The sequence below is a fragment of the Aquipuribacter aurantiacus genome (assembly GCF_051216895.1).
Taxonomy (GTDB): Bacteria; Actinomycetota; Actinomycetes; order Actinomycetales; family JBBAYJ01; genus Aquipuribacter.
Map to the genome: position 1 here is coordinate 21240 of NZ_JBPKAO010000005.1, position 26214 is coordinate 47453.

Here is a 26214-nt window from a genome sequence, read left to right on the forward strand (position 1 = left end):
GTACAGGTGGTTGCATCCGTGGCCCGCGGTTGACAGATGGGACACGGTGATCGGCCTGCCTGTGGACGGCTGCTGGGCATCCCCGCACAGCGGCAGGCTGACACTGGAGGTGGGCAGCATGGAGCAGAACATGATCGGGGCGCGGGTGGTGAGCCCGTCGGTGAAGCGGATCCCGACAGGTCCGACGGCGCCGGAGGACCGGCTCTGGACGGTGCACGACGTCTCGTCCTTCCTGGGCGTACCGGTGTCGACGCTGTACCAGTGGCGGGTGCAGAGCCGGGGCCCGGCGTGCAGGCGGATGGGACGTCACCTGCGGTACCGGCCGGAGGACGTGCGGGAGTGGGTCGCGGGGCTGGGTGATGCCCGGGTGGCCTGGTGAGCGCCCGTCGGCTGGTGATCGGGGAGCACGGCACCATCGGGTTCCGGGAGCGTCCGGGGGGCGGCTTCACCGCTTCGACGTACTACCGGGACCCCCGCGGGTTGCGTCGTCGGCTCGAGGCGTCAGCGCCGTCGAAGTCGGTGGCGCGGCGGCGGTTGCTGGCGCGCTTCGAGGAGACGATGCGTCTCGGTGGGTCGGCCGGCTACGACCCGCGCACAACGCTGAAGGACGTAGCCGAGGAGTGGCACGCGGGCATCGTCGAGCGGGTCGAGGCGGGCCGTCGGTCGCCGACGACGGCGGCGCTGTATCGCCACGCTCTGGACCGCCACCTGCTGCCCGAGCTGGGGGCGTTGCGGCTGTCGGAGCTGACGACCGCACGGCTCGACTACTGGCTGCACGACGTTCGTCGCCGGAAGGGGCACCCGACGGCGAAGCTCTGCCGGTCGGTGCTGTCGGGTGTCTGCGGCTACGCCGTGCGCCGCGACGCGATGCGGGTCAACCCGGTCCGGGACGTTTCGCCGTTGGAGAGCGACCTCGGCGAACCGGCGCGGGCTCTGACGAAGGCCGAGGCGGTGGAGTGGCTGGCCCTGCTGGACGGCGACGAGTACGCACGCCGGATGGATCTGCCGGACCTCGTGCGGTTCCTGCTTGGCACCGGGCTGCGGATCGGGGAGGCGGTGGGTGCCCGTTGGGACGACGTCGACCTCGACCGGGGCACGTTGTCGGTGCAGCGGACCATCGTCCGGGTGGTCGGCGTCGGCCTTGTCGCGCGCAAGCCCAAGACGCGAGCCGGGGTGAGGGTGCTCGGCCTCCCCGGCTGGCTCGTCGACCTCCTCCGCGCGCGGCGGCAGGTGTCGGCCCAGTCCCTTGAGGAGCCGCTGTTCCCGGACGCGCTGGGTGGCTACCGGGACCGGAACAACATCGAGGCCGCGTTCCGCGCGGTGCGCTCTGGGACGGCGTTCGAGTGGGTGGTGCCGCACACGTACCGCAAGACGGTCGCGACGTGGATGGACGCCGAGGGTCTGAGCGCACGGACCATCGCGGACCAGCTGGGGCACTCGCGCATCTCGATGACGCAGGACGTCTACATGGGCCGGCGGGCCGTCGACGCGTCTGCGGCGCGGGTGCTGCAGGCGGTCGAGCTGCCCCCTCGGATCGTCGCCGAGGAGTCGGCGTGACCGCGTCAGGGCCGCGTGACCGCATGGTGACGGCCGAGGGTGATCGAGGCGCTGAGAGGGGAGACCATATGGCCGTTGACCTGCGATAACGGTGGGCCCCGTGGGGCTCGAACCCACAACCCGCGGATTAAAAGTCCGCTGCTCTGCCAGTTGAGCTAGAGGCCCCGACCACGGAAGGGAGCCCGACAGCAAGGCAAGGAACAACCGGGGGCTCGCTTCCGTCCACGAGGTTAGCGTCGGACCGGGAGCGCGGTCGCTCCGTCCCGGGACAGCGGCTCAGCCACCAAGCAGGCCGTCCAGGGCTCGGCTGAGCGTGGAGCCGGTGACGGCACGGAGCAGCCGGTTGGCGACGGTCCGCGACCCGACTACGGGACGAGCACCGCGCGCCCGGCCACCGTGCCCTCGACCAGGCGCCGGTACACCTCGGCGTGGTCCTCCAGCCCGAACGTCGTCACCTGGGGCGTGAGCAGGCCCCGGGCCCCCAGGTCGAGGACCTCGACCAGCTCGGGCCGGCTGCCCCAGTAGGTCGTGGCGATGGACACCTCGTAGGGCACGGCGAAGAACGACACCGGCAGCGTGCCGCCGCCGATCCCGACGATCGTCAGGTCGCCCATCACCCGCACGCACGCAGCGCCCAGCGCCAGGGTGGCGTCCGCCCCGACGCAGTCGATCACCACGTCCGCGCCGCGCCCGCCGGTGGCCTTGCGGACGGCGTCCGCGGTGCCGCTGTCCGAGGTCAGCATGAGGTCTGCGCCGTGCCGTTCCGCGAGCTCGAGGGCCTCCTGGCGGGTGTCGACGGCGATGATGCGGGCCGCGGTGGTGGCCTTGAGGATCTGCACGCCGACGTGGCCGAGCCCGCCGACCCCGATGACCACGGCGGTGCTGCCGGGCGCCAGCTTCGACCAGGAGCGACGGACCGCGTGGTACGGCGTGAGACCGGCGTCGGTGAGCGGCGCCGCGTGCGCGGGCTCCAGGCCCTCGGGCAGCTTGACGAGCAGGCGGGCGTCCGGGACGAGCAGGTAGTCGGCCATCCCGCCGTCGAGCCCGAGACCGCCACCACCGCCGGGCGTGGGGGCGGCGGCGGGGTCCTCGCAGTAGTTCTCCAGGCCGAGCCGGCAGCGGGGGCAGCGACCGCACCCCCACGGTCCGTACACCGCGACGGCGTCACCGACCGCGACGCTGGTCACGCCCTCGCCGACCTCGTGCACCCAGCCGGCGTTCTCGTGGCCCAGGGTGAACGGCGGCCCCCACGGCAGCATCCCGGGCTCGAAGTCGTGCATCAGGTGCAGGTCGGAGTGGCAGGCCCCCGCGCCGCCCACCCGGACCACCACCTGTCCCGGACCGGCGACCGGGTCGGCGACCTCGACCAGCTGCGGTTCGGACTTCCACTCCAGCAGGCGCACTGCACGCATCGGGGTCTCCAGGTCGGTCTCGTCGCTCGGGCAGGCCGCGTCGGCCGCGTCGGTCCAGCGTCCACCGCGCCGGGCGGCCCGGGGCAGGCCCTAGGTCCCGGCCGAGGTCCGCCCCCTCACGCTCGCGGTGTGGTGGCGTGACCGCCGCACCTTCGCAGGTGCCCCTGCCCGGGTGGTCCCGTGCGTCCGCCCCCGCGGCCGGCACCGTTCCTGGTCCGACCGCGGGCCGAGTCATCCTCGTCACTGGATTGCGGGTCCCCGCTGGCACTGGTAGGGGCAGATCAGGAGTACGGTCCGAGCATCACGTCGATAGACGTGACCTGCCCGGACCCGCAGGCAACGCCATCTGCGGCGTGAGGTCCTCATGATCCGTCCGAGCGACGGTCGAGCGGTCCCACCGGGCGCGTCGTGCCCCTGGCCATCGGTGAGTCCTGGCTGTCCGGCCGTCCGGTCGGCGCCCGTCCTCACCGGTGCCGTCACGCCGCCACCCCGGACGTCCGCGCTCGACCGCAGGGGCCCAGGAACAGGCGTTCCAGGTGATGCCGCGTACCAGGTCGCGGACGGCCGCCAACCCCTGGGGGGCCCCGGACCAACGTCCTGACAGGTAGCTCCGCGTCGACCCAAGACTGGCTGCACGCAGGGCCGCTGGCCCGCGTGCCACTAACGAGAGCAGACCATGCAAACGGTCCAAGAAGTGCCCCCGAAACTCACCGGTGACGGCCCCGCTCTCCCCCCGAACGGAACGGATCCCGCTGGACCTCCGCCGGCAACCGGAGGACCACCCCCGGCCAGCGCGCTGTCCCGGATCTCCCTGATCCGCCTCGCCATCCCGCTGGCCGTCGGTGTCGCGCTGTGGTTCGTGCCGCCGCCCGAAGGGGTCTCCGCCGACGCGTGGCACCTCTTCGCGATCTTCGTCGCCACGATCGTCGGTGTCATCGCCAACCCGATGCCGATGGGCGCGGTCACGCTGGTGGGCCTGGTCGCCACGATCGTCACCGGCATCCTGACCCCGGAGATCGCCCTGTCCGGGTTCTCCAACACGACCATCTGGCTGATCGTCGTCGCGTTCCTCATCTCGCGCGGGGTCATCAAGACCGGCCTCGGCAACCGGCTCGGCCTCTTCTTCGTGTCCCGGCTCGGCCGCAGCACCCTCGGCCTGGCCTACGGGCTGGCCGCCACCGACCTGGTCCTCGCCCCCGCCACCCCGTCCAACACCGCTCGCGCCGGCGGCATCATCCAGCCGATGGTGCGCTCGATCTCGAGCAGCTACGGCAGCGAGCCCGGGCCGACGGCCCGCAAGGTCGGTGCGTACCTCACGACGACCTCGTTCCACATCAACGCGGTCACCTCGGCGATGTTCCTCACGGCCATGGCGGGCAACCCGCTCGCGGCCCAACTCGCCGGTGACCAGGGGGTCGAGATCAGCTGGGCGACGTGGGCGCTCGCCGCCCTCGTACCCGGCCTGCTCTCCATCGCCCTGGTCCCGCTCGTCGTCCGGGTGGTCTACCCGCCGGAGCTCAAGCGCACCCCCGAGGCCGCCGTCACGGCTCGCGCCGCACTGGCCGACCTGGGACCCATGTCGAACGCGGAGAAGGTGATGACGGGGACCATCGTCGGCCTGCTCCTGCTGTGGACGATGGGCGACCGGTTCCTCGGTCTGGGGGCGACCACCACCGCGCTGATCGGTCTCGTGGTGCTGCTGGTCTCGGGCGTGCTCACCTGGGACGACGTCAAGAAGGAGACCCAGGCCTGGGACACCCTGGTCTGGTTCGCCGTCCTGGTGATGATGGCCATGCAGCTCAACGAGCTCGGCCTCATCCCCTGGCTGAGCGGGGAGATGTCCGACCTGGTGAGCGGCATGGGCTGGCAGTCCGCGTTCATCATCCTCACGCTGGTCTACTTCTTCAGCCACTACCTGTTCGCCTCGAACACCGCCCACATCTCCGCGATGTACGCCGCGTTCCTGGCGACCGCGATCCTGGCCGGCGCGCCGCCCCTGCTCGCCGCGCTCGTGCTCGGCTTCATCTCGAGCCTGTTCGCCTCCCTCACGCACTACTCCTCGGGACCCGCTCCCGTGCTGTTCGGCGCGGGCTACGTGTCCGTCGGTGCCTGGTGGCGCACCGGGCTCATCGTCGCGATCCTCAACATCGCGATCTGGATGGGCGTCGGTGGCGTCTGGCTGAAGGTGATCGGCCTCTGGTGAGGCCGTGCACCTCGCCCCGCTCGTCCCACCGCTCCACGTTCTGAGGACATCTCTGATGCGCACCACCAACGAGTTCCGTATCGAGCACGACACGATGGGTGACGTCCGCGTCCCGGTCGAGGCCAGGTACCGCGCCCAGACCCAGCGGGCCGTGCAGAACTTCGCGATCTCCGGCACCGGGCTGTCCCGGCACCACATCGCAGCGCTCGCCCAGGTCAAGCGGGCCTCCGCCCTGGCGAACGCCGAGCTGGGCGTCCTCGCCCAGGACGTGGCCCAGGCCATCGTCGAGGCCGCCGACGAGGTCATCGCCGGCCGCTGGGACCAGGACTTCCCCGTGGACGTGTTCCAGACCGGGTCCGGCACGTCGTCGAACATGAACGCCAACGAGGTGCTGGCGACGCTGGCCACCGAGCGGCTCGGCGCGCCCGTGCACCCCAACGACCACGTCAACGCCTCGCAGTCGTCCAACGACGTCTTCCCGGCCTCGATCCACGTCGCCGCCACCCAGGCCGTCCTGCACGACCTCGTGCCCGCCCTGGAGCACCTCGCAGGCTCGCTGGAGTCGAAGGCGGCCGAGTTCGCGGACGTGGTCAAGGCCGGACGGACCCACCTCATGGACGCCACCCCCGTCACCCTCGGACAGGAGTTCGGGGGGTACGCCGCGCAGGTCCGCCTGGGGGTGGACCGCCTGCACGCCGCCCTGCCGCGCCTGGCCCAGCTGCCGCTGGGCGGCACCGCGGTCGGCACCGGCATCAACACCCCGGCCGGGTTCCCGCAGCGCGTCATCGCCCTGATCGCGGAGCAGACCGGCCTGCCGCTGACCGAGGCCGGCAACCACTTCGAGGCCCAGGGGGCGCAGGACTCGCTCGTGGAGACGTCCGGCGCGCTGCGCACCGTCGCGGTGTCCCTGGTCAAGATCTGCAACGACCTGCGCTGGATGGGCTCCGGCCCGCGCAGCGGGCTGGGCGAGATCTCGCTGCCCGACCTCCAGCCCGGGTCCTCGATCATGCCCGGCAAGGTGAACCCGGTCATCCCCGAGGCCGTGCTCCAGGTCGCGGCCCAGGTGATCGGCAACGACGCCACCGTGACGTTCGCCGGGGCCTCCGGGGCCTTCGAGCTCAACGTCATGCTCCCGGTGATGGCCCGCAACCTGCTGGAGTCCGTCACCCTGCTGAGCAACGCCGCCACGCACCTGGCGGACAAGTGCGTCGACGGCGTCGTGGCGAACCGGGACCGCTGCCGTCAGCTCGCGGAGTCGTCCCCGTCGGTCGTAACGCCGCTGAACCGGCTGATCGGCTACGAGGCCGCCGCCAAGGTCGTCAAGCACGCCATCGCGCAGGACCTCACCATCCGTGCGGCCGTCATCGACCTGGACCACGTCGAGCGCGGGGACCTGAGCCTGGACCAGCTCGACGCGGCCCTGGACGTGCTCGCCATGACCGTCGCCCCTGCCGCCCCGGCGGCGCTCGCGGTCGCGGCGGCCCGCTGATGCGGACCGTCAAGGCCGACGTCGTCATCATCGGCGGCGGTGGGGCCGGCCTGCGGGCCGCGATCGCAGCGACCACCGCGCAGCCCGACCTCGACGTGGTCGTGATCTCCAAGGTCTACCCGATGCGCTCGCACACCGTCGCGGCCGAGGGCGGCTCGGCGGGCGTGATCGGCGACGGCGACTCGCTGCAGGCCCACTTCGACGACACCGTGTCCGGCGGGGACTGGCTGTGCGACCAGGACGTGGTCCAGTACTTCGTCGAGCACGCCACGGAGGAGATGTACCAGCTGGAGCGCTGGGGCTGCCCCTGGACCCGCAAGGACGACGGCAACATCGAGGTCCGCCGCTTCGGCGGCATGAGCCAGCCCCGTACCTGGTTCGCCGCGGACAAGACCGGCTTCCACCTGCTGCACACCCTGTTCCAGACCACCCTGCAGCACGGTCGGGTCACCCGGCTGGACGAGCACCTCGCCCTGGAGCTCGTCGTCGACGAGGGCCGGGTGGCCGGGGTGCTCACCTACGACCAGCGCGACGGCTACCCCGTGCTCGTCGAGGCGGGCGCCGTCATCATGGCGACCGGCGGCGCCGGCCGGGTCTACGCCCAGAACACCAACGGGGGGATCGTCACCGGTGACGGCATGTCGATGGCCTACCGGGCCGGGGTCCCGCTGCGCGACATGGAGTTCGTGCAGTACCACCCGACCGGTCTGCCCGGCTCCGGCATCCTCATCACCGAGGGCTGCCGTGGCGAGGGCGGTGTGCTCACCAACGCCGACGGCCGCCGCTACCTGCAGGACTACGGGCTGGGCCCGGAGACCCCGGTCGGCGAGGCCAAGAACAAGCACATGGAGCTCGGCCCGCGCGACCGGCTCTCGCAGGCGTTCTGGCACGAGCAGCAGGCGGGGCGCACCATCCAGACGTCCCGCGGCGACGCGGTCAACCTGGACCTGCGCCACCTGGGTTCGGCCTTCCTCAAGCAGCGGCTGCCCCTGATCTGCGAGCTCGCCGAGCAGTACGTCGGCATCGACCCCGCCAAGGAGCCGATCCCGGTCTGCCCGACCGCGCACTACACGATGGGCGGCATCGAGACCGACGTGACGACGCAGACCTCGCTGCCGGGCCTGTTCGCCGTCGGCGAGTGCGCCTCCTCCGGGCTGCACGGCGCGAACCGGCTGGGCTCCAACTCCCTCGCGGAGCTGGTCGTCCTGGGCCGGGTCGCCGGTGAGAACGCCGCGCAGTTCGCCCGCGCCAACCCGGTCGGCCCGTCCGCGTCGGTCCGCTCCGACGCCGCGGACACCGCCGCCCGGTACCTGTCGATGATGGGTCGCGGCACCGAGCGGCCCGCCGCGATCCGCTCCGAGCTCGGCCGCGCCATGGACGACGGCGTCGGCATCTTCCGCACCGCCGAGGGCATGGCCGCGGCCGCGGCCACGGTGACCGAGCTGCGGGCGCGCTACGACGACGTGCAGGTGGTCGACACCTGCCCGGTCTTCAACACCGACTGGGCGTCGGTCGTCGAGCTCGGCGCGATGCTCGACGTCGCCGAGTCGATGGTCCACGCCGCGATGGCGCGTGAGGAGTCCCGAGGCGCGCACATGCGCCTGGACCACACCCAGCGCGACGACGAACGCTTCCTCGTGCACTCCCGGGCCTGGTTCCGTCCCGTGGGTGCCCCGGTGGTCACCCACGCCCCGGTCACCATCACCACCTCGCTGCCGGCCGCACGCGCCTACGGCGCCGCCGGCGCCACCACCAAGCTCCCGGAAGGAGCCTCGCGATGAGCACCGTCGAGCAGGCGGCCCGGAGCACGCACGACGTGCTCGGGACCATGACGATCCAGGTGCAGCGCTACCGTCCGGACGTCGACGCGGCACCCCGGCTGGACTCCTACCAGGTGCCGTGGGGCCCGGACACGTCCGTGCTGGACGCGCTGTGCTGGATCAAGGACCACCTCGACCCGTCGTTGGCGTTCCGCTGGTCCTGCCGGATGGCGATCTGCGGCTCCTGCGGCTTCATGCTGAACGGGGAGCCGAAGCTCGGCTGCGAGCAGTTCGTCCGGGACTACGCCCCGGGCCCGCTCCGGATCGAACCGCTGAAGAACCTGTCGGTCGAGCGCGACCTCGTCGTAGACCTGGAGCCGTTCCTGGAGTCGTTGACGGCGGTCAAGCCGTACATCATCCCGGACCCCCTGACGCCGCTGGACGGGCCCGGGAACCTGCAGACCCCGGAGCAGATGCTCGCCTACCACGACTACTCGATGTGCATCAACTGCATGCTCTGCTACTCGGCCTGCCCGCAGGTCGAGCTGAACCCGGCGTTCCTCGGGCCCGCCGCCATCACCGCAGCAGTGCGCTACGACCACGACTCCCGGGACCACGGGGAGGCCGAACGGCTGCCCCTGCTGGACCAGGACGACGGGCTGTGGTCGTGCACCTTCGTCGGTGCCTGCTCCACCGCCTGCCCCAAGGGGGTCGACCCGGCCGCCGCGATCCAGCAGGCCAAGGCCGCCGCCGCGGCGTCCTGGGCGGCCGAGTTCGTCCTGCCCCACCGCGGGCGCAGCGCGTCGGACGAGCGATGACCGGGTCCCTGCCGCTGAGCGCCCGGCGGCCCTACCGCGCACCGACAGACCGCTGGTGGTTCCTGCGGACCCGCGAGTACCGGTTGTACGCGCTGCGCGAGTTCTCCTCCGTCATCGTCGGGCTGTTCGTCTTCGACCTCGTCGTGGGCCTCGTCAGCATCAACCGTGGGCTGGAGGCGTGGCGCTGGTGGGTGGACCTGCAGACGCACCCCTTCAACCTCGTGCTGACGGTGATCGCCCTGGTGATGTCCCTGGTCCACGCGACCACCTGGTTCCAGGCCACCCCCAAGATCATCAAGATCCGCCGCGGTCGGCGCTACGTCGCCGACGGCTGGGTCGTCGCGCAGCACTACCTGCTGCTCGCGGTGTTCGCCGTGATCGTCTACGTCTGGCTGGGAGGCCTCTGATGCGTCGCTGGGAAGGGCGGACCAACGAACCGCTCCTGTGGGCCTTGTTCGGCGGTGGCGGCATGCTCGCGGTCTTCACCGTGCCCGTGCTCGTCCTCGTGTTCGGCCTGATGGTCCCGTTCGGTGGCTTCGGCGGCGCGGACGGCACCTACGACCGGATCGCCGGGTTCCTCACGCACCCGCTGGTGTCCCTCGGTGGGTGCGTTGCGCTCGGGCTCGTCCTGTGGCACTGCCTGCACCGCACCTACCACGCGCTGCACGACCTGGCGCTGCACCCCCCGGAGGTGGTGCGGGCCGGCATCTACGGCATCGCGCTGCTCACCCCGCTGGTCGCCTACGCCCTGATCCTCGCCTCATGAACGTGCAGTGGGCCACCGCCGCGCTGGTCCCTCGTGCCGTGCGGGCGGCTGTGCGCGACGCGACCCTGGCCGCCTCGGTGCACAACAGCCAGCCGTGGCAGTTCGTCCTGTCCCGCTCCCGGGTCGAGCTGCGGGCGCCGGGGCAGGAGGACCGACCCCGGGTGGTCGACCCCGACGGGCGGTGGTGGCTCGCCTCGCTCGGCGCCGCGACCGCGAACCTCGAGCTCGGCCTGCGCCGGAGGCTGCAGCGCGACGTCCAGGTCGTCGTGGACGCCGAGGCCGCGGGCACCCCGGGGCCGGTGGTCGTCGCGACCTGGGGTTCCGCCCGGGCCGAGCTCGACCCGGCCGAGGTGCGCCTGCACGACGCCGTACCGCTGCGCCGCACCGACCGTTCCTCGCTGCAGGGGCCGGTCGACGCCGTGGACCTGGCGGCGGTCGTCGCCGCAGCCGAGCGCGGCGTCGGTACCGGGCCCGCCGTCCGGGTCGTCGTGCCCGACCCGGCCGGCAGCGCCGAGCTGCTGGGGCTGGCGGGGGACGCCGACCGCCGCTGGCGGGACGACCCCGCGTACCTGGCCGAGGTGGGGCGGTGGACCCACCGCGACGACGGCCGCGGCGTACCGGCCTCGACGCACGGGGCCGGTGACAGCTCCGGGCAGGTGCCGGGGCGCGACTTCTCCGCGGGGCTCACGTCCCCCGGCGGGGACCGTCCGCAGCAGGACTTCGGGGGACCGGTACCGACGTTGCTGGTGCTGCTCACCGACGGGGACGGCCGGGCCGAGTGGCTGGCGGCCGGCGCCGCCACCGAGCGGGCGATGCTGGCGGCGACCGCCGCCGGCCTCGGGGTCGGTTTCGTCGGCCAGCTCGTGGAGCAGGACCAGACCCGGGACCGGGCGGCACGGGTGCTCGGCCTCCCGGCCGCGGCTGCGGTCGGGGCGACGGTGCAGCAGGTGCTGCGCATCGGCCCGCGCCCCCTGGAGCAGGGCGGTCGGACGCCCCGGATGTCGCCACCGGACGTGCGCGGCTGAGGGCCCCGGTCGACGTCCGCGGGTGGCTGGTGCCCCGGCTCCTACGCTGGGCGTCCCTCCACCAGCGACAGGGGCCGACGATGCCAGGACGCGGTCAGATCCCGGAGCGTCTCGACGAGCGGTTGTCCAGGCTGCTCGCCCGGGCGGTCGAGCGGCGTCGCCACGTCCGCCACGGGCTGCTGGCGGTGGCGCGGGTGGACGGGGCGTGGGAGTGGCACGGCAGTCACGGGGTGGCCGACGCGGCCGGCTCACCGGCCACGACCACCGTCCGCTACCCGATCGCCAGCATCACCAAGCTGTTCACCGCGACCGTCACCCTCCGTCTGGTCGAGCAGGGGGCCCTGTCCCTGGGCGACCGGATGGTGGACCTGCTGCCGCCCGACGTCACGCGGGGCCTGCACGTGCGCGACGGCGTCGACCGCACCGACGAGATCACCGTCGAGCACCTGCTCGGGCACACCTCCGGGCTGCCCGACTACTACGAGGAGGCGCCGCGGGGCGGTCGCAGCGCCCAGGCGAGGTTGTTGGCCGGTGAGGACGCGCCGATGCCCTTCGAGGAGGTGGTGCGGTTCGTCCGCGACGAGCTGACCCCGCACTTCCCGCCGCAGCCGCTCTCCTCCGCCCGACCCCGGGCGCACTACGCCGACACCAACTACCAGCTGCTCGGGGCGGTGGTCGAGCAGGTCGCCGGCGAACGGCTCCACCTGGTCGTCGAGCGGGCGCTGTTCGCCCCGCTCGGTCTCGACGACACCTCGTCGTACCCGCATGCGCCCCGATCGGGCCGGCCACCCGGGCCCGGGACCGACGTCTGGGCCCGCGACGTGGTCCTGCAGCCGGACGGCGCGCTGCGGCACCAGGTGCCCGACGGGGGCATCGTGTCGACGGTGCGCGACCAGGTCCGGTTCATGACCGCCCTGGTGACCGGTCAGGTGTTCGAGGACCCGGGGACATGGCCGCGGATGCAGCGCCGTCTCGCCCGGGTGTTCTTCCCGATCGACTACGGCCTCGGCGTGATGCGTTACGCCCCGCCGCGATGGATGTCACCGGTGTTCGCCGTCCCGCCGGTCGTGGGGCACACCGGTTCCACCGCGACCTGGCTCTTCCACTGCCCGCAGCTGGGGGTGGTCACCGCCGGAACCTTCGACGTGGCCCAGCCCGCCCTGCCCTTCCGGTTCCTGCCCCACGTGCTCCGCGCCGTCAGCACGCTGGATCCCTCCGGAGGTCCGTGAGACAAGTGGTGTCGGGTCCGCCGGGGGCTGCACCGGCCTGCCGTCGGGACCGCCGTGGCCTAGCCTCGGACCCCCGTCCGTCCGACAAGCGAGGACCTCATGGAACGACTCACCATCGGCGTGGTCGGCACCACCCGCAAGACGGACGAGCGCCGGCGTCCCGTCCACCCCGCCCACTTCGAACGGATCGACGAGCAGGTCCGGGCCCATCTGCTGGTCGAGCAGGGGTACGGCGCGCACTTCGGGGTCGGCGACGACGAGATCGCCCGCTGGGTCGGCGGTGTCGTGGACCGCGACGAGCTGACCCGACGCGCCGACGTGGTCCTGCTGCCCAAGCCCGTGGCGGCCGACCTCGCCGGGATGCGCGACGGTCAGGTCCTGTGGGGCTGGCCGCACCTGGTCCAGGACCCCGCCCTGACCCAGCTGGCCATCGACAAGCGGCTGTCGGTCATCGCCTGGGAGGCCATGAACCACTGGAACTCCGACGGCTCGTTCTCGCTGCACGTGTTCCACCTGAACAACGAGATCGCCGGGTACGCGTCGGTCATCCACGCGCTGCAGCTGCGCGGGACCACGGGTCACTACGGCCGCCCCCTGAACGCGGCCGTCATCAGCTTCGGCGCGACCGCACGGGGTGCGGTCCGCGCGCTGAACGCGATGGGGGTCCACGACGTCACCGTCCTGACGCAGCGCGACCGGTCCGCGGTCGCGGCCCCGTTCTCCGGCGCGGTGATGCAGCAGTTCGAGCGGCTCGAGGCCGACCCCCGCCGCACCCGCGTCCTCACCGCGGAGGGCCCGCAGGACACCGGCGAGTTCCTGGCCGGGCACGACGTCGTCGTCAACTGCATGCTGCAGGACACCGACGCACCGCTCGTCTTCGTCGACGACCCGGCCTCCCTGGCGCCCGGCACCGTCGTCGTGGACGTCTCCGTCGACGAGGGGATGGGCTTCGGGTGGGCGAGGCCGACGACCTTCGCCGACCCGATGTTCGAGGTGGGGGACCGGGTGCACTACTACGCCGTCGACCACACCCCGTCGCTGTACTGGGAGTCGGCCACCTGGACGATCAGCGAGGCCCTGCTGCCGTACCTCGACGCCGTGCAGCGCGGTCCCGCGGCCTGGGCCGACAACGCGACGCTGGCGCGGGCGGTCGAGATCGAGGGCGGCGAGATCCGCAACGAGCGCATCCTCGCCTTCCAGGGGCGCGCCGCCGGGTACCCGTACCCCCTCGGCGTGGGACCAACGTCCCGCGACAGCCCGGTGGGGTCCTGACGAGACTCGTCCCGAGGCCCCTCGGCCGTCGGGGGGCGGACGAGCCCCGGGAGGGATCCGTGCGAGCCGAGGACAACCGCAGGATGATGGAGGGCTACCTCGCGGCGCTGCGCAGCGGCGGGGACTTCGCCCAGTACTTCACCGAGGACGTGCGCTGGACGACGGTCGAGACCGGTGACCAGCTGCGCGGCCGCGACGCCGTGCGCGACCACATCGTCGCCCTGCACACGCAGGCGCTGGACGCCCACCCCGAGGTGAGGAACCTCGTCGTCGGCGACGGTGGTGCCCTCCTCGAGGCCGACCTGGTCGGTACCCACACCGGCGAGTTCGCCGGGGTCCCGGCCACGGGCGCGAGCGTCCGGGTGCCCTACGCCGTCGTCTACGACCTGTCGCCGAACGGCATCACGGCGATACGGGCGTACCTCCCGGTCATGCAGATGGCGCAGCAGCTGCGGGAGGCGCAGGCGCCGGCGCGATGACCGCGAAGGACGGTCGGGCCGTGGCGACGAGCACCTCCGACGCGGCGACGCGGCGGTCGGGCGGCGGGGACGGGTTCCTGCCCTGGTCGCCGTCCTGATCCTCGTGAAGGTGGTGCTCGGGGTGGGGTTCCCAGGTCCGGGTTCCCCGTGGTGCGGCACCATGGCGCCGTGCCCGAGGACTGGACCGACGAGCGCTCCCGCATCATCGCCGCGCAGGCCGCGGCCGCCGAGCGGGCCCTGGCCAAGGAGACCGCGCAGGCGCAGGCCCTCGTCGACGCGTTCGTGGTCGAGGCCCGCCGCCGGGGCGTGGCGCCCACACCGCTGCTCGCCCCCGGCCGCCGCGAGGGCGGTCGCCGCTACCGCACCGGGCTGACGGGCTGGTACCTGTCCCGTGACGACCGGGTGGCGGTGGACACGGAGGGCCGCTACTACGTTCTGCGCGCCCAGGGCGGCCTGCGGGAACGCCTGACGGGGGCGACGGTCCAGCCCAGCGACCCCCCGCTCGTCGTCGGCCGCGGCGCGCGCGACGGGGAGTCCATCGACCTGCAGCGGCTCCTGCAGCGCCGCCTGGACGGGGCCGGGTGAGCGCCCCCGCGGCTCGTCAGCCGATCGTGATCGACCGCCAGGTCTCGGCCACGACGTTGCCGCCCGACCACGAGTTGGACGTGACCGCCCGGTCGCGGATCCGGAAGAAGATGACGTAGCAGCAGGGGTCCACGCCCTCGGCCCACGGGTCCCACGGGATGTCGATGCCCGGCGCCGGTGCCCCCCGCTCGGCGAGGTCCCCGTCGTAGGTCGCCGAGTAGATCCCGCTGCTCACGCTGCAGCCGCCGTACAGGGTCACCGACAGACTCGAGTAGTGCAGGTCCTCGCCCTCGACGTGGACCACGATGGGCCCGCCGTCCCGGGTGACGGTCTCGCAGCAGTCGAGCTCGCGGTCGCCCTGACGGATGGTCATCACCGGTGTGCCGCCCGGCCCCGGCCCGTTCGGTCGGGTGTTGTCGACCACGACGCGCACCGGTGGGCTGACGCGTTCGGCACCGGACCCCGTCCGCACCACCACCCGGACGTCGTACTCGCCGTCGGCCACGGTCCGGGTGTCCCAGTCGGTGAGGTAGTCGGTGCCGAGCAGTCCCATGGCCGCGATCGAGTACCAGTCGGCCGTGGTCGCCCGCGTGTAGTAGACGTACAGCGGTTCGCCGGGTCCCGGCCACGCCGGGTTGAACCGGTAGTCGGTGACGGCCGTCGTCACCGCGAACGGCGCACCCCCGGCCACCGGTGTCACGTCGACCTTGTACTCCACCGCTCCCGTCGTGTTGAAGACCCCCTTGATGTTCGCCGTGCCCCCGTACGGGTGGTCACCGACCCCGCCGGGGGACTTGACGTCCGCCGGGGTCGGTCCGGGAGGGAAGCTGGGCCCCGCGGCGAGCCCGGTCGAGGCGATCTGACCGCTGGGGATCAGCCCGACCGCGGTCACCAGCGGCGGCGGGGGGCACAGGACCCGGCAGACCAGCCGGCACCGGACCCCGCACAGCCAGTGGCACAGCTGGTGGGCGAAGGACACCGCCTGGAGCTCGGTGAGGACGGCCTGGAACGTCTTCTCGTCCTCGCGGTCGACGACCTCGACGAGACGCCTGAGCAGGCTCTCGTCCTCGGTCAGGCGCTGCGTGAGCTGGGCGAAGCGACGCCACTCGTCGACGTCGAGCTCTGCGCGGCCCTCCTGCCGCCCGGCGAGCTTGTGGCAGACGAACACGCAGTGCTTGCTGCACAGGTACGAGCACACGACCCGGCAGTGGTCCAGCAGGCCGAGGCGTTCGAGCACGCCCTGGAAGCGCTGCGCGTCCTGGGCCCGGAAGGCCTCGACGGCCTCGGCGAACGCCTTCGGGTCGTCGGCCAGCTTGCCCATGACCTGACCCGAGAGCCTCAGCTCGTCGAACCGGTCCCGTCCTACGTCGTCGGTGGTTCCCATCGTCGTCGCCTCCCTGGTCGAGCGGTCCACGCGCTCGGGCGGGGCCCGGGTCAGCGCGTCCCTGCGCTGTGTGATGACACCGAGGAAGAGCCGTCCCGACGGCGCCCGATACCCCTCGGCGCGAGCCGTCACCGTTCAGGCTGGTGGTAATCGTTGGAAACGCCTAGCCTGCGGCGATGTCGACGATGACTGCACCGACGTCCCCGGAGCTGGCCCAGGCCGTGGCGGACCTGGCGCGGGACGGGATCACCGCCCGACGCGGCGCCTTCGACCCCGCCTGGGCCGATCGGATGCACGACGACGTGATGGCCGCGTTCGAGGAGGCCCGCGGGCGCGAGGGCGGGGCGGTGGGCCGCGGCCCGCAGCGCTGGTACGTCGAGATCCACCCCGAGCAGCTGCACGGCTTCGTCGACCTCGTAAGCCACCCGTGGGTGACCTCGGTCTGCGAGGCGGTGCTGGGGCCGGACTACCGGGTCGTCGAGCTGGGGTTCGACGTCCCGTTCGCGGGGGCCAAGGACCAGCCGTGGCACCGCGACTTCCCGTCCCCGCCGGAGACCTACGAGCAGGGCCGGCTCACCTCGCTGGCGTTCAACCTGACGGCGGTCGACACCACGCCGGACATGGGGCCGTTCGAGGTCGCCGTGGGCACCCACCTGGAGCCGGGGGACGACTTCGAGCACGGCATGTTCCCCGCACGCAGCGAGTGGCCCCGCCTGGTCGGACGGGCCCAGCAGAAGCTGCCCCGCCGCGGTGACGTGTCGGCCCGGTCGGCGTTGACCCTGCACCGCGGCACGGCCAACCGCTCCGAGCGCGCCCGTCCCGTCCTGGTCCTCGGGGTCGACGCGCCGGGCGCCGGGCACGACGAGCTGCACGACATGATGCTGACGCGGGCCTTCCACGACGGCCTGCCCGCCGAGGTCCGTCGCCACCTGCACGCCCGGGTGGTCGACGAGCTGGTCCCGATCGTGCAGAAGCACACGATCGAGGGGCTGGTCATGGGCGAGGAGTGACCGCGGGCCCGGTGCCCACGTGCTCCAGCACCAGGGCCCGGCGGCGGACCAGCTCGGCCACGTCGTCGTCGAGCGTCTCCTCGGCCTGCTGGACGCGGGCCTCCGTCGCCTCGTCCTGCAGCGCGCCCAGCTCCGGCTCGTCCGGGGCGGGCTCCTCGGGCACCTCGAACGGGACGAAGACCGGTGCGTCCTGCTCGCACACCACGTCCTGGGGCGGGACCTGTGAGGTGAGGAAGTACTGCGTGGTGATCGCGTCGGCGCACAGCGACAGCCCGAGGGCCGTGTGCCCCCAGCCCTCCACGAGCACCAGCCGGCTGCTGGGCAGCTCGTCCCGCAGGGCGAACGCGCCCGACACGTCCGTGGCGGGGTCGTAGCGGGTGTTGAGGATGAGCACCGGGTTGGACGTCTCGGCGTCGAAGGGGCCCAGGTACACGTCGTCCTGCGGGACCTGCCACGCCTCGCACGCACCGTCGCTCCAGGTCCAGTACGGGCCGAAGTAGCCGACCGAACGGTCCGACGCGGCCTGCCAGGCGCCGATCCGGTCCGGCGTCACGCCGTCGGCGCAGATGACCCCGGAGAACTGCGCCCAGGCGCCCACGTAGTCGGGGACCGGCACCGTCTCCTGCCGCAGCCGGGCCCGGTCGCCGGCCGTCCCGGCCTCGGCCAGCGGCACACCGGTCGCCAGGTCCTCCACCAGCTGCAGGACCAGGCCGAGGTCGGTGAACCCGAACACGCTGTTGTAGAGCGGGCCGAGGCTCAACCCGACCAGCAGCTGCTCGTCGATGACGAAGTCCCCGAAGTCCGGGTCGGGGATCACCAGCGGGTCGGCGGCCAGCTGGTCGTGCAGGACCGCGTAGCGCGCGGCCGAGTCGCCCGCGAAGGCGCACCGCTGCGTCCCGACCTCGTCGCAGAGCCGGAAGAACTCCTCCAGCGTGGCCTGCGCGCCGACGTCGCTGTCCAGCCGCGCCGAGGTGGGCCGGCGGTCGCCGTCCCGACCCGTCGCCCAGTCGACCGGGTCGATGACGGCGTCGACGACCAGGGCGCCGACCCGGTCGGGGTAGCGGGCGGCGTACATGGCCCCCAGGTAGGACCCGTAGCTGAAGCCGATGAAGTTGAGCTCGTCCTCGCCCAGGGCCCGCCGCATCAGGTCCAGGTCGTCGGCGACGGCCGTGGTGGACATGTGGTCACGGACCGGCCCCCCGTCGCGGTCGCAGTCGCGCTCCACCAGCGCGTTGGCGCGGAGCACCGGTCGCAGGTCGGCGCGGGTCTCCGGCCAGAAGAACGGGTAGTAGCCGAACTGGCCCTCCAGGCCCGTGGCGCAGTCCAGGCCCGCGCTGCGGGCGATCCCCCGCGGGTCGAAGCCGATGACGTCGTAGCGGGCGTTCACGGCCGGGGGCAGGATCGCCTCGCCCGCGAACAGGACGAACTCGAACCCCGACCCGCTGGGCCCTCCCGGGTTGACGAAGACGCTGCCGAGCGTGTCGTCGGGCTCGTCGGCGGGCCGTTTGATCAGCGCCAGCTCGATGGTCCCGGCGCTCGGGTCGGAGTGGTCGAGCGGCACGGGGTGCAGAGCGCACTCGTACCCCTCGGGGACGACGTCGACGGGCTCCTCACCCGGTTCGGGCTCGGGCACGAGGTCGGGGATGTCGCACTCGCCCCACTCGATGGGCGCCGCGCCCGCCGACGGCTCCGGGGCCGGCGGGGCGACCGGTGGCTGCGCGGTGGCGGTCGGGCCCGGCAGCAGCAGGGTTGCGGTCACCGCCGTCGCGACGAGCACGCTCGGAACAGGACGGCGACGACTCATGGGGCCCCCTCGGCCACGGCCGGCGACTGCCGGGATCTGCCTCGACCGCGGCGACGCTAGCGCGGGTGGCGTCCGGGGCGAAAGGGGTTTTTCGGTCAGCCCCGGGGGACCGGCGCGACCAGGCAGGCGGCAGGCAGCTCGAACCACCGCAGCCGTTCGAAGTCCTCCGACACGGCCGACCCGACCGACCCCGCCGACCCCGGCGCTCGCGGGGTCGGCGGCACCTCGGCGGCGCGGGCCTCGCGACCGGCCACCAGCCGCTCCGCCTCGAGCAGGTACCCGGCCAGGGCGCTCTCGGGCACCGGCTCGTCGTGGTGGGGGTAGCGCATCTCACCGGTGTCCGGGTCGTAGGTCACCTGGTCGAGGCGCAGCGGCGGCTCGACGGGGCCGTCCCGGTGCCGCCACAGCCCGGTCACCGGGTCGAAGGAGTAGTCGCCGAGCAGCCGCCAGCCGTGGCGGGCGACGAACGCCACGGCGGCCAGCAGGTAGTCGACGACCGCCTCGGACAGGAAGTAGTTGAGGTTGACCCGGACCCAGCCCGGCTTGATCCCCTCGCAGCCCGACGCGGCCTCGCGGTCCAGCGCGTGGGACCGCTCCAGGTCGATGCCGAGCAGCCGGTGCCCGTACGGGCCGGCGCACGAGCAGCCGCCACGGGACTGGATCCCGAACAGGTCGTTGAGCAGGGCCACGACGAAGTTGTGGTGCAGGTGGCGGCCCGGCCGGCCGTCGGGGCCGAGCCGCCGCACGACGAACGACACGATCGACAACCGCTCCGCGTCCAGGTTGCCGAGGATCTCGATCTCCGGGACCTCGTGCCAGAGGCCGACCGCGCGCCGGAGCAGCGTCTCCTCCCGGTCCCGGATCACGTCGACCCCGACGGCCTGCTTGAGCTGGAACACCAGTCCCGCACGGATGGACTCCACGATGGCCGGCGTCCCGCCCTCCTCGCGGTGCTCCGGGTCGGCGAGGTAGCGGTGCTCGGCCGCGTTGACGAAGGCGACCGTGCCGCCCCCGGGCACGACGGGCACCCGGTTGTGCAGCAGGTCGCGGCGCACCGCGAGCACGCCCGGGGTGCCCGGACCGCCGACGAACTTGTGGGGCGAGCAGAAGACGGCGTCCATGCCGACCTCGGCCATCCGCACGTCGACGTACGGTGCGGCGGCGGCGAAGTCCCAGAACGACAGCGCCCCGTGGCGGTGCAGCAGGTCGGTGACGGCGCGGGTGTCGGTCATGATCCCGGTGACGTTGGACGCCGCCGAGAACGAGCCGATGCGCAGCGGTCGGTCGGCGTGCACGGCCAGGGCCCGCTCCAGGGCCACGAGGTCGACGTGCCCGTCGCGGTCCTCGGGGATGCGCACGACGTCGGCGATGCTCTCGCGCCAGCCCAGCTCGTTGCTGTGGTGCTCGAACGGCCCGATGAGGACCACCGGGCGCTCGGCGGGCGGCACGTGCGAGGACAGGTCGTACGCGTCGTCGAGGCCGGCCGGCACCCGCAGCGCGAGCAGGCCGATCATCTTGTCGATCGCGGCGGTGGTGCCCGACCCGCAGAAGATGACCGCGACGTCGTCGTCGCCGCCGAGGCCGTCGCGGACCAGGCGGCGGGCGTCCTCGCGCAACCGGGTCGTCTGCAGGCCGGTGCCGCTGGACTCCGTGTGGGTGTTGGCGTAGCGGGGGAGGACCTCGTGGCGGACGAAGTCCTCGATGAACGTGAGCGCCCGACCGCTCGCGGTGTAGTCGGCGTACGTCACCCGGCGCGGGCCGTACGGCCCGTGCATGACCTGGTCGTCGCCGATGACCGACTCCCGGATGCGGCGCAGCAGAGCCGGCTCGCGGTCCTGCGTCGTCGGCACGTCGCTCACCCCCCGGCCCGCGCCGTGCGGACGACGAGGGCCTGCCGGATGCCGAACACCCGACCGACCCGCCGCTGCGAGGGGGTGAACGCGTCGGCGACCTCGTCGACGTCGGCGACCGCGGCGGTGAGCACGCGGTGCTCCGTGCCGTCGTGGACCACCGTCGCCGGCCCGCCGGCCACGACGTTGCGGACCCAGTCCGTGTCGGGCCCGTAGACCATCGCCACGACGAAGCCGTCGGAGGTGCGGACCGCGTCGACGGGGGTCTCGTAGGTCCGCCCGGAGCGTCGCCCGGTGTGCCGGACGAGGGCGGTGGTCGACCCGGGGGTGCCGGCGGTGCCGCGCACCCGGACGTTCATGTGGTCCCGGTTGATCCTCCGCTGGACCCGGACCACCGTCGAGTCCTTGTCCCGCATGCCCACCAGCCACAGCAGCACGAGCCCGACGACCGCCGCCACGACCGCCGCCAGTGCCCGCATCACGCTCATGGCTGGCCTCCGGGGTCCGTCCCGCGACGTGCGTCCAGGTCGATGCTCCCGCAGCGCGGTCTCCTTCGCTACCGTCGAGACGTGTCGGAGACCGACGACCGTCCGCCGTGGGAGCCGCCCCTCGCCGGCGACGAGGCCGCGCACCTGCTCGGTGCGCTCGACCGCCAGCGCGCCACCTTCCGCTGGAAGGCCGACGGCCTGGACGCGGCCGGGCTCGCGGTCCGGGTCGGTGCCTCGACGCTGACCCTGGGTGGTCTGCTCAAGCACCTGGCCGCCGTGGAGGAGGAGATCTCGACGTGGCGGCTGGCCGGGGAGCGACCCGGTGAGCCGTTCGACGTCGAGGCGGGGCACGACAGGAGCTTCGAGACCGCCGCCGAGGACCCGCCGGAACGGTTGTACGCCTGGTACGACGAGGCGGTCGCGCGGTCCCGGCGGCGGTTCGCCGCGGCGGTCGTCGACGGTGGTCTCGGTCAGCGCGTCCACCTGGGCGCCCCGGAGCTGCACGTCAGCCTGCGGCGGCTGCTGTGCGACCTGCTCGAGGAGTACGGCCGGCACACCGGTCACGCGGACCTGCTGCGCGAGGCCGTGGACGGCCGGGTCGGGGAGGACCCGGCGGAGGACTGGCGCCCCGCCTGGCTGTGACGGGCACCGGTCCGCGGGGGCGCACCGTCATCGCTCGGTCACCCGCCGCACCAGCACGTCCAGCTGCTCCGCGGACTCCCGCGCGGTCCGACGGGCCAGGTCGAGGCCGACGGCCACCCCGCGGGACAGCACCTCGTCCAGACGCTCGTCGAGGTCCTTCTCGTCGACCCGGCCGTCCTCGGCGAACGCCTCGTGGACGGCGGTGACCGCGGCCCCCAGGGCCAGGTCGAGCACGGGCGTCGGGTCGAACCAGGGCACCGGCTCGGGCTCGGGCCGACGCCCGTCCTCCCGGGGCAGCCACGGGTCGATCTCGGGGAACCGCTTCGGTAGGGCCTCGGCGTAGACCAGGTCGAGGACCAGGCGCACGGTCTGACAGGTACCCGTGCGGCGGCCCAGCACGTCACGCGCCTGCTTACCGATGTGCCACAGCAGGACGGGGTGGGCCTTGGTCAGCGCGACCTGGTCGGCGGTCGCGACCGCCTCCACGACGCGGTGGTGCCAGACCAGGTCCCACAGCAGGCGCCGGTTCATGCAGCGGATCGAACCGGGCGGGCTGAGCCACGTCGCCACGTTGCGGAAGTACGTCTGGATCCGGGCGAGGTGGGCCTGACCGGTGGCCGTGGCGAGGAAGCCCAGGTTCTTGGGTGGCACCGCACCCGCCTCGCCCACCAGGTTGATGTTGACGAAGTGGTGCCACGTCGCGTCCGTGACCACGCGTCCGACGCCCGCCAGGTGCCCGTCGTACGCCGCGATGCCGCCGAAGGTGTGGCCGTCGGTCGCGGCCTTGGTCCCGGACGTGGTGCCGGCCAGCACGGTCGACGTGGCGATGACCTGGGGGAGGGGCCGGGGGCCGCTGGTGCCCGGCGGGTACTCGACGAACGACGCCCCGCCGACGGTCACCGTCTGGGAGGTGTCGGTCGGGGCGTGGCACTCGCCCTCGTGCGGGTGGTCCGGCATCACCGTGATGGCCCCGTCGGGGCCGCACAGCAGCGGGTGGGGGTAGACCGCCTCGAAGACCCCCACCCGGGTCCGGTACCAGCGGGGCCGGATGGTCTGGGGCACGTCGTCGGACTGGTCGTCGAAGGTCGACTGCGCGTCGTGGCCCCGGCGGTTGGTGTCGTTGCGCCGGTGCCCGCCCATCGACACCTCGTCCACGCCGGGGGTGGAGTCCCACAACCGCATGGAGCGGACCCGGGGCACGCGCCCACCCATGGCCTGCCCCAGGGCCGCGTGGTCGCCGGTCGCGAAGACGCCCTTGCCGGCGTCCATGAACTCCGCGACGGCGCGGACCTCCGCGTCGGTGATGCCGGGTGCGGTCTCGATGCCGAACATCCACAGCTGGTCGTAGTCGTCGGTGCCGAAGTGGCTGGTGTCGTCGAAGCGGAAGTTCGGGATGCGCCGCTCGATTCGGGCGTCACCGTCCATCATCGAGTCGCCGTGGCGGGACCGGCGGTGCGCGAGGGTGACGTCGAACCACGCCGGGTAGGTGCCGCTCAGCAGCGTGCTCACGAACGTGCGGAGCCCGAAGCCGCCGGAACCGAAGTCCAGGCCGCCGTCGGTGACCAGCAGCACGCGCACCTTGCACGGTCGCCACCAGCGCAGGTGCAGCAGGTCGGGCTCGAGCACGTGCAGGGTGTCCCGGCGTTCGACGAAGTCCCGGAGCTCTCGTTCGGCGAACGGTGTCAGTCCTGGCTGGTCCATGGTCGTCTCCTCGCGGGTGCCGCGCCTCGGTGCGCGGTCGAGGGCAGGAGGCGCAGGCGGGCGAGGTCGATACCTCGCGGCGAGGAGGCCTCAGCCGGCGTCGGGCTGCGCGTGCGTCGGGTCCAGCACGCGCTGCAGGAACGACCTGGTCCGCTCCTCGCGCGGCGCGCCGATGACGTCGTGCGGCGGGCCCTCCTCGACGACCATGCCGTCGTCCATGAACACGACCCGGTCGGCGACCTCGCGGGCGAACGCCATCTCGTGGGTGACGACGACCATCGTCATGCCCTCCTCGGCCAGGCCGCGCATCACCGACAGCACGTCACCCACGAGCTCGGGGTCCAGCGCCGAGGTCGGCTCGTCGAAGAGCATCAGGTCGGGGTCCATGCTCAGCGCCCGGGCGATCGCCACCCGCTGCTGCTGGCCGCCGGACAGCTGCGACGGGTAGGCGTCGACCTTGTCCGACAGCCCCACCCGGTCCAGGTTGCGCCGGGAGACCTGCTCGGCCTCGGCCTTGGACCGCCTGAGGACCTTGTGCTGGGCGATGCTGCAGTTGCCGAGCACGCTCAGGTGGGGGAACAGGTTGAACGACTGGAACACCATGCCGACCCGCCGCCGCACCCGGTCGATGTCGCAGTCGGGGTGGGTGACGTCGGTGCCGAGCAGGTGCACCTGTCCCGCGCTGGGTTGCTCGAGCAGGTTGAGGCAGCGCAGGACGGTGGACTTGCCGGACCCCGACGGGCCGATGACGCACACCACCTCGCCCCGGTCGATGCGCAGGTCGATGCCCTTGAGCACCTCGAGGTCGCCGAAGGACTTGCGCAGCCCGGTGACGGTGACGACGGCGTCGGGGGTCGTGGTGCTCGTCGTGCTCATGCGGCTCACCGGGCCTTCTTCGTGCTGGCCTCGAGCCGGCGGGCGAGGATCCCCAGCGGGATCGTGATGATGAGGTACGCGCTGCCCGCCACCAGGACCGGGGTCAGGCTGCGGTACTCCGTCAGCGCCTGCCGGCCGAACTGCGCCAGCTCCTGCTGGGCCAGCGTCGAGCCCAGCAGGTAGGCCAGGGACGAGTCCTTGGTCAGCATGATGAACTCGTTGGTCAGCGGCGGCAGGACGATGCGGAACGCCTGCGGGATGACGATGGACACCATCGCCCGCCCCGACGACATGCCCAGCGAGCGGGCCGCCTCGACCTGCCCCTTGGGGACGGCCTCGATCCCGGCGCGCAGGGTCTCCGCGATGTAGGCCGCCCCGACCAGGCCCAGGGCCAGCATGACGATGACGTACCGGTTGAGGAACGTCCCCGGGAACGCGAGCGGGACGCCGGTGCCGATGGCGATGAACACGAGCAGGGCCGGCAGCCCGCGGAAGAACTCGATGTAGATGATCGCCAGCCAGCGGTACGGGCCGACCGTCGACAACCGCATCAGGGCCAGCACCAGCCCCAGCACGAGGCCGAACGCGAACCCGAGCAGGGTGTAGGCCACCGTGTTGGCCAGTGCGATCGTGATGACGCGCGGGAACTGCGCGACGATCACCTCGGGGTCGAAGAAGGCCCGCCGGATCTGCCCCCAGTCGGCGACCAGGGCGAAGGCCACCAGCACCACCACGAGCACGACGTACTGCGTCGCCCGCAGCAGCTGGCCGCGCCGACGCGGGGACATCCGTGGTGTGTCGACGACCGCAGCGCTCACCGTCGCGCTCCTTCCGTGGGCAGTGGGGCGGGGCGCGGGCTCAGCTGGTGGGGGTGGTGCCGAACCACTCCTCGTAGATCTCGTCGTACGTGCCGTCCTCCTGGATCCGGGCCAGGGTGGCGTCGACGGCCTCCAGCAGCGCGGCGTTGTCGGTCCGCACGCCGATTCCGTACGCCTCGCCGGTGTCGAACTCGGCGGTGACCTCGACGTCGTCGTTGTCGACGACGAAGTCGAGCAGCACCGAGTTGTCGTTGATGGCCGCGTCGACCTGGCCGGACTGGACGGCGGTCAGCAGCAGGCCGAGGTCCTCGAAGGTGACCAGCTCGGCGCCCGCGGCGTTCTCCTGCGCGTACTCCGCGCCCGTGGTGCCGGACTGGATGCCCAGCCGCAGCCCCTCGAGGGACTCCAGCGAGTCGTAGCCGGAGCCGACCGGGGTGATCAGGGCCTGCGTGGCCTCGAAGTACGGCTCGGAGAAGTCGAGGTTCTCCTCGCGCACGTCGTTGATGGTCATGCCCGCAGCGGCCAGGTCGCACTTGCCGGCGTTCAGGTCCTCACCGGACTGGATGGTCTCGAACGGGGTGTCGATGATCTCCTGCTCGACACCCAGGTCCGCGGCGATCTCGTCCACCACGTCCACGTCGAAGCCGACGATCTCGCCAGCCTCCTGGAACTGGAACGGCTCGTACGGCAGGTGGGTGCAGGTGACGAGCGTCCCGGCCTGCACCAGCTCGACGCCCGACTCGGTGGTGGCGGCCTCGTCGCCACCGCAGGCGCCCAGCGCGAGGGCGGCGGTGACGCCGACGGCAAGGGTGGTGATGGTGCGGCTCAGGTTCGGCACGTCGGTCTCCAGGGTCGTCCACGGCGGGTGGGCCCCCGCCGGCGTCGGACATGCTCCCACTCCCGGGGGTGCCGCGGAGCCGCCGTCCGTCCGGTACGTCCCGGTTCAGGAGGGGTGCCCGCGGTGACACCCCGTGGCCCGTGACGGACGGGAGCCGCCGTGTCACCATCGGTGCGGCTCAGGGACCACACCAGGAGGGCGACGGCAG

General features: G+C 72.8%; 24 protein-coding genes and 1 tRNA gene. 15 read left to right on the forward strand and 10 right to left on the reverse strand.

Features of this window, described 5'->3' with window-relative positions; all coding sequences use genetic code 11:
* Positions 1 to 118: 118 nt before the first annotated feature.
* Together ACR80Q_RS08345 and ACR80Q_RS08350 are read left to right on the forward strand one after the other, a co-directional pair.
* On the forward strand, positions 119 to 379 hold the full coding sequence (locus ACR80Q_RS08345; protein WP_435377137.1) for a helix-turn-helix transcriptional regulator: 261 nt from the start codon (positions 119 to 121) through the stop codon (positions 377 to 379).
* Entirely contained in the window at positions 376 to 1557 is a 1182-nt protein-coding gene (locus ACR80Q_RS08350; protein ID WP_435377138.1) for a site-specific integrase, read from the forward strand. Before ACR80Q_RS08345 ends, ACR80Q_RS08350 begins: the two co-directional genes overlap by 4 nt.
* A 92-nt stretch (positions 1558 to 1649) precedes the next feature.
* Here the strand turns inward: ACR80Q_RS08350 and ACR80Q_RS08355 are convergent.
* Both ACR80Q_RS08355 and ACR80Q_RS08360 read right to left on the reverse strand, forming a co-directional pair.
* Positions 1650 to 1722: transfer RNA gene (locus tag ACR80Q_RS08355), tRNA-Lys, on the reverse strand.
* A gap of 200 nt (positions 1723 to 1922) precedes the next feature.
* The gene (locus ACR80Q_RS08360) at positions 1923 to 2969 is read right to left on the reverse strand and encodes an NAD(P)-dependent alcohol dehydrogenase (RefSeq protein WP_435377139.1); all 1047 of its coding nucleotides are present in this window, start codon (positions 2967 to 2969) and stop codon (positions 1923 to 1925) included.
* Positions 2970 to 3645: 676 nt separating this feature from the next.
* On the opposite strand from ACR80Q_RS08360, the gene ACR80Q_RS08365 reads away from it, so the two are divergent.
* The 11 genes from ACR80Q_RS08365 (at position 3646) to ACR80Q_RS08415 (ending at position 14595) form a co-directional block, all read left to right on the forward strand.
* Positions 3646 to 5172 (forward strand): anion permease, encoded by a 1527-nt coding sequence (locus ACR80Q_RS08365; protein WP_435377140.1) that lies wholly within the window; start codon positions 3646 to 3648, stop codon positions 5170 to 5172.
* 55 nt (positions 5173 to 5227) lie between these two features.
* Positions 5228 to 6661 (forward strand): class II fumarate hydratase, encoded by a 1434-nt coding sequence (locus ACR80Q_RS08370; RefSeq protein WP_435377141.1) that lies wholly within the window; start codon positions 5228 to 5230, stop codon positions 6659 to 6661.
* Entirely contained in the window at positions 6661 to 8442 is a 1782-nt protein-coding gene (gene frdA, locus ACR80Q_RS08375) for a fumarate reductase (quinol) flavoprotein subunit (protein WP_435377142.1), read from the forward strand. Before ACR80Q_RS08370 ends, frdA begins: the two co-directional genes overlap by 1 nt.
* Positions 8439 to 9239: a succinate dehydrogenase/fumarate reductase iron-sulfur subunit gene (locus ACR80Q_RS08380; RefSeq protein ID WP_435377143.1), complete on the forward strand. Its 801-nt coding sequence runs from the start codon at positions 8439 to 8441 to the stop codon at positions 9237 to 9239. The genes frdA and ACR80Q_RS08380 overlap by 4 nt, the downstream gene beginning before the upstream one ends.
* Positions 9236 to 9646 carry a fumarate reductase subunit C gene (locus ACR80Q_RS08385; protein ID WP_435377144.1) on the forward strand — a complete coding sequence of 137 codons (411 nt, stop codon included), beginning with the start codon at positions 9236 to 9238 and terminating at the stop codon, positions 9644 to 9646. Before ACR80Q_RS08380 ends, ACR80Q_RS08385 begins: the two co-directional genes overlap by 4 nt.
* The gene (frdD, locus tag ACR80Q_RS08390) at positions 9646 to 10005 is read left to right on the forward strand and encodes a fumarate reductase subunit FrdD (protein WP_435377145.1); all 360 of its coding nucleotides are present in this window, start codon (positions 9646 to 9648) and stop codon (positions 10003 to 10005) included. The genes ACR80Q_RS08385 and frdD overlap by 1 nt, the downstream gene beginning before the upstream one ends.
* Positions 10002 to 11030, forward strand: coding sequence for a nitroreductase family protein (locus tag ACR80Q_RS08395; protein WP_435377146.1), 1029 nt, complete (start codon positions 10002 to 10004; stop codon positions 11028 to 11030). The genes frdD and ACR80Q_RS08395 overlap by 4 nt, the downstream gene beginning before the upstream one ends.
* 80 nt (positions 11031 to 11110) lie before the next feature.
* Complete coding sequence (locus tag ACR80Q_RS08400) at positions 11111 to 12259, forward strand: serine hydrolase domain-containing protein (RefSeq protein WP_435377147.1); 1149 nt, start codon at positions 11111 to 11113, stop codon at positions 12257 to 12259.
* A 99-nt stretch (positions 12260 to 12358) separates the two neighbouring features.
* A complete protein-coding gene (locus tag ACR80Q_RS08405) occupies positions 12359 to 13531 on the forward strand; it encodes a N(5)-(carboxyethyl)ornithine synthase (protein WP_435377148.1) in 1173 nt (390 codons plus the stop codon).
* 59 nt (positions 13532 to 13590) lie between these two features.
* A complete protein-coding gene (locus tag ACR80Q_RS08410; RefSeq protein ID WP_435377149.1) occupies positions 13591 to 14010 on the forward strand; it encodes an ester cyclase in 420 nt (139 codons plus the stop codon).
* A gap of 168 nt (positions 14011 to 14178) precedes the next feature.
* Positions 14179 to 14595 carry a hypothetical protein gene (locus ACR80Q_RS08415; protein ID WP_435377150.1) on the forward strand — a complete coding sequence of 139 codons (417 nt, stop codon included), beginning with the start codon at positions 14179 to 14181 and terminating at the stop codon, positions 14593 to 14595.
* A gap of 16 nt (positions 14596 to 14611) precedes the next feature.
* Here ACR80Q_RS08415 and ACR80Q_RS08420 read toward each other — a convergent pair whose 3' ends face one another.
* The gene (locus ACR80Q_RS08420; protein WP_435377151.1) at positions 14612 to 15979 is read right to left on the reverse strand and encodes a hypothetical protein; all 1368 of its coding nucleotides are present in this window, start codon (positions 15977 to 15979) and stop codon (positions 14612 to 14614) included.
* Between the two features lie 176 nt (positions 15980 to 16155).
* Here ACR80Q_RS08420 and ACR80Q_RS08425 point away from each other — a divergent pair, with 176 nt between their 5' ends.
* Entirely contained in the window at positions 16156 to 16989 is an 834-nt protein-coding gene (locus tag ACR80Q_RS08425) for a phytanoyl-CoA dioxygenase family protein (RefSeq protein WP_435377152.1), read from the forward strand.
* Here ACR80Q_RS08425 and ACR80Q_RS08430 read toward each other — a convergent pair.
* The 3 genes from ACR80Q_RS08430 to ACR80Q_RS08440 form a co-directional block, all read right to left on the reverse strand.
* The gene (locus ACR80Q_RS08430) at positions 16973 to 18766 is read right to left on the reverse strand and encodes an alpha/beta hydrolase (RefSeq protein WP_435377153.1); all 1794 of its coding nucleotides are present in this window, start codon (positions 18764 to 18766) and stop codon (positions 16973 to 16975) included. The genes ACR80Q_RS08425 and ACR80Q_RS08430 overlap by 17 nt on opposite strands.
* A 122-nt stretch (positions 18767 to 18888) precedes the next feature.
* Positions 18889 to 20643: an aminotransferase class V-fold PLP-dependent enzyme gene (locus tag ACR80Q_RS08435; protein WP_435377154.1), complete on the reverse strand. Its 1755-nt coding sequence runs from the start codon at positions 20641 to 20643 to the stop codon at positions 18889 to 18891.
* 5 nt (positions 20644 to 20648) lie between these two features.
* A complete protein-coding gene (locus ACR80Q_RS08440; protein WP_435377155.1) occupies positions 20649 to 21131 on the reverse strand; it encodes a nitroreductase family deazaflavin-dependent oxidoreductase in 483 nt (160 codons plus the stop codon).
* An 81-nt stretch (positions 21132 to 21212) separates the two neighbouring features.
* On the opposite strand from ACR80Q_RS08440, the gene ACR80Q_RS08445 reads away from it, so the two are divergent.
* Entirely contained in the window at positions 21213 to 21773 is a 561-nt protein-coding gene (locus tag ACR80Q_RS08445) for a mycothiol transferase (protein WP_435377156.1), read from the forward strand.
* Between the two features lie 27 nt (positions 21774 to 21800).
* On the opposite strand, the gene ACR80Q_RS08450 is transcribed toward ACR80Q_RS08445, so the two are convergent.
* The 4 genes from ACR80Q_RS08450 to ACR80Q_RS08465 form a co-directional block, all read right to left on the reverse strand.
* Positions 21801 to 23474 carry a hypothetical protein gene (locus ACR80Q_RS08450; RefSeq protein ID WP_435377157.1) on the reverse strand — a complete coding sequence of 558 codons (1674 nt, stop codon included), beginning with the start codon at positions 23472 to 23474 and terminating at the stop codon, positions 21801 to 21803.
* Positions 23475 to 23564: 90 nt separating this feature from the next.
* Positions 23565 to 24350: an amino acid ABC transporter ATP-binding protein gene (locus tag ACR80Q_RS08455; RefSeq protein ID WP_435377158.1), complete on the reverse strand. Its 786-nt coding sequence runs from the start codon at positions 24348 to 24350 to the stop codon at positions 23565 to 23567.
* A gap of 5 nt (positions 24351 to 24355) precedes the next feature.
* The gene (locus tag ACR80Q_RS08460) at positions 24356 to 25138 is read right to left on the reverse strand and encodes an amino acid ABC transporter permease (protein ID WP_435377405.1); all 783 of its coding nucleotides are present in this window, start codon (positions 25136 to 25138) and stop codon (positions 24356 to 24358) included.
* 70 nt (positions 25139 to 25208) lie between these two features.
* Positions 25209 to 26006, reverse strand: a complete 798-nt coding sequence (locus tag ACR80Q_RS08465) for a transporter substrate-binding domain-containing protein (RefSeq protein ID WP_435377159.1) — start codon at positions 26004 to 26006, stop codon at positions 25209 to 25211.
* Positions 26007 to 26214: the final 208 nt, after the last annotated feature.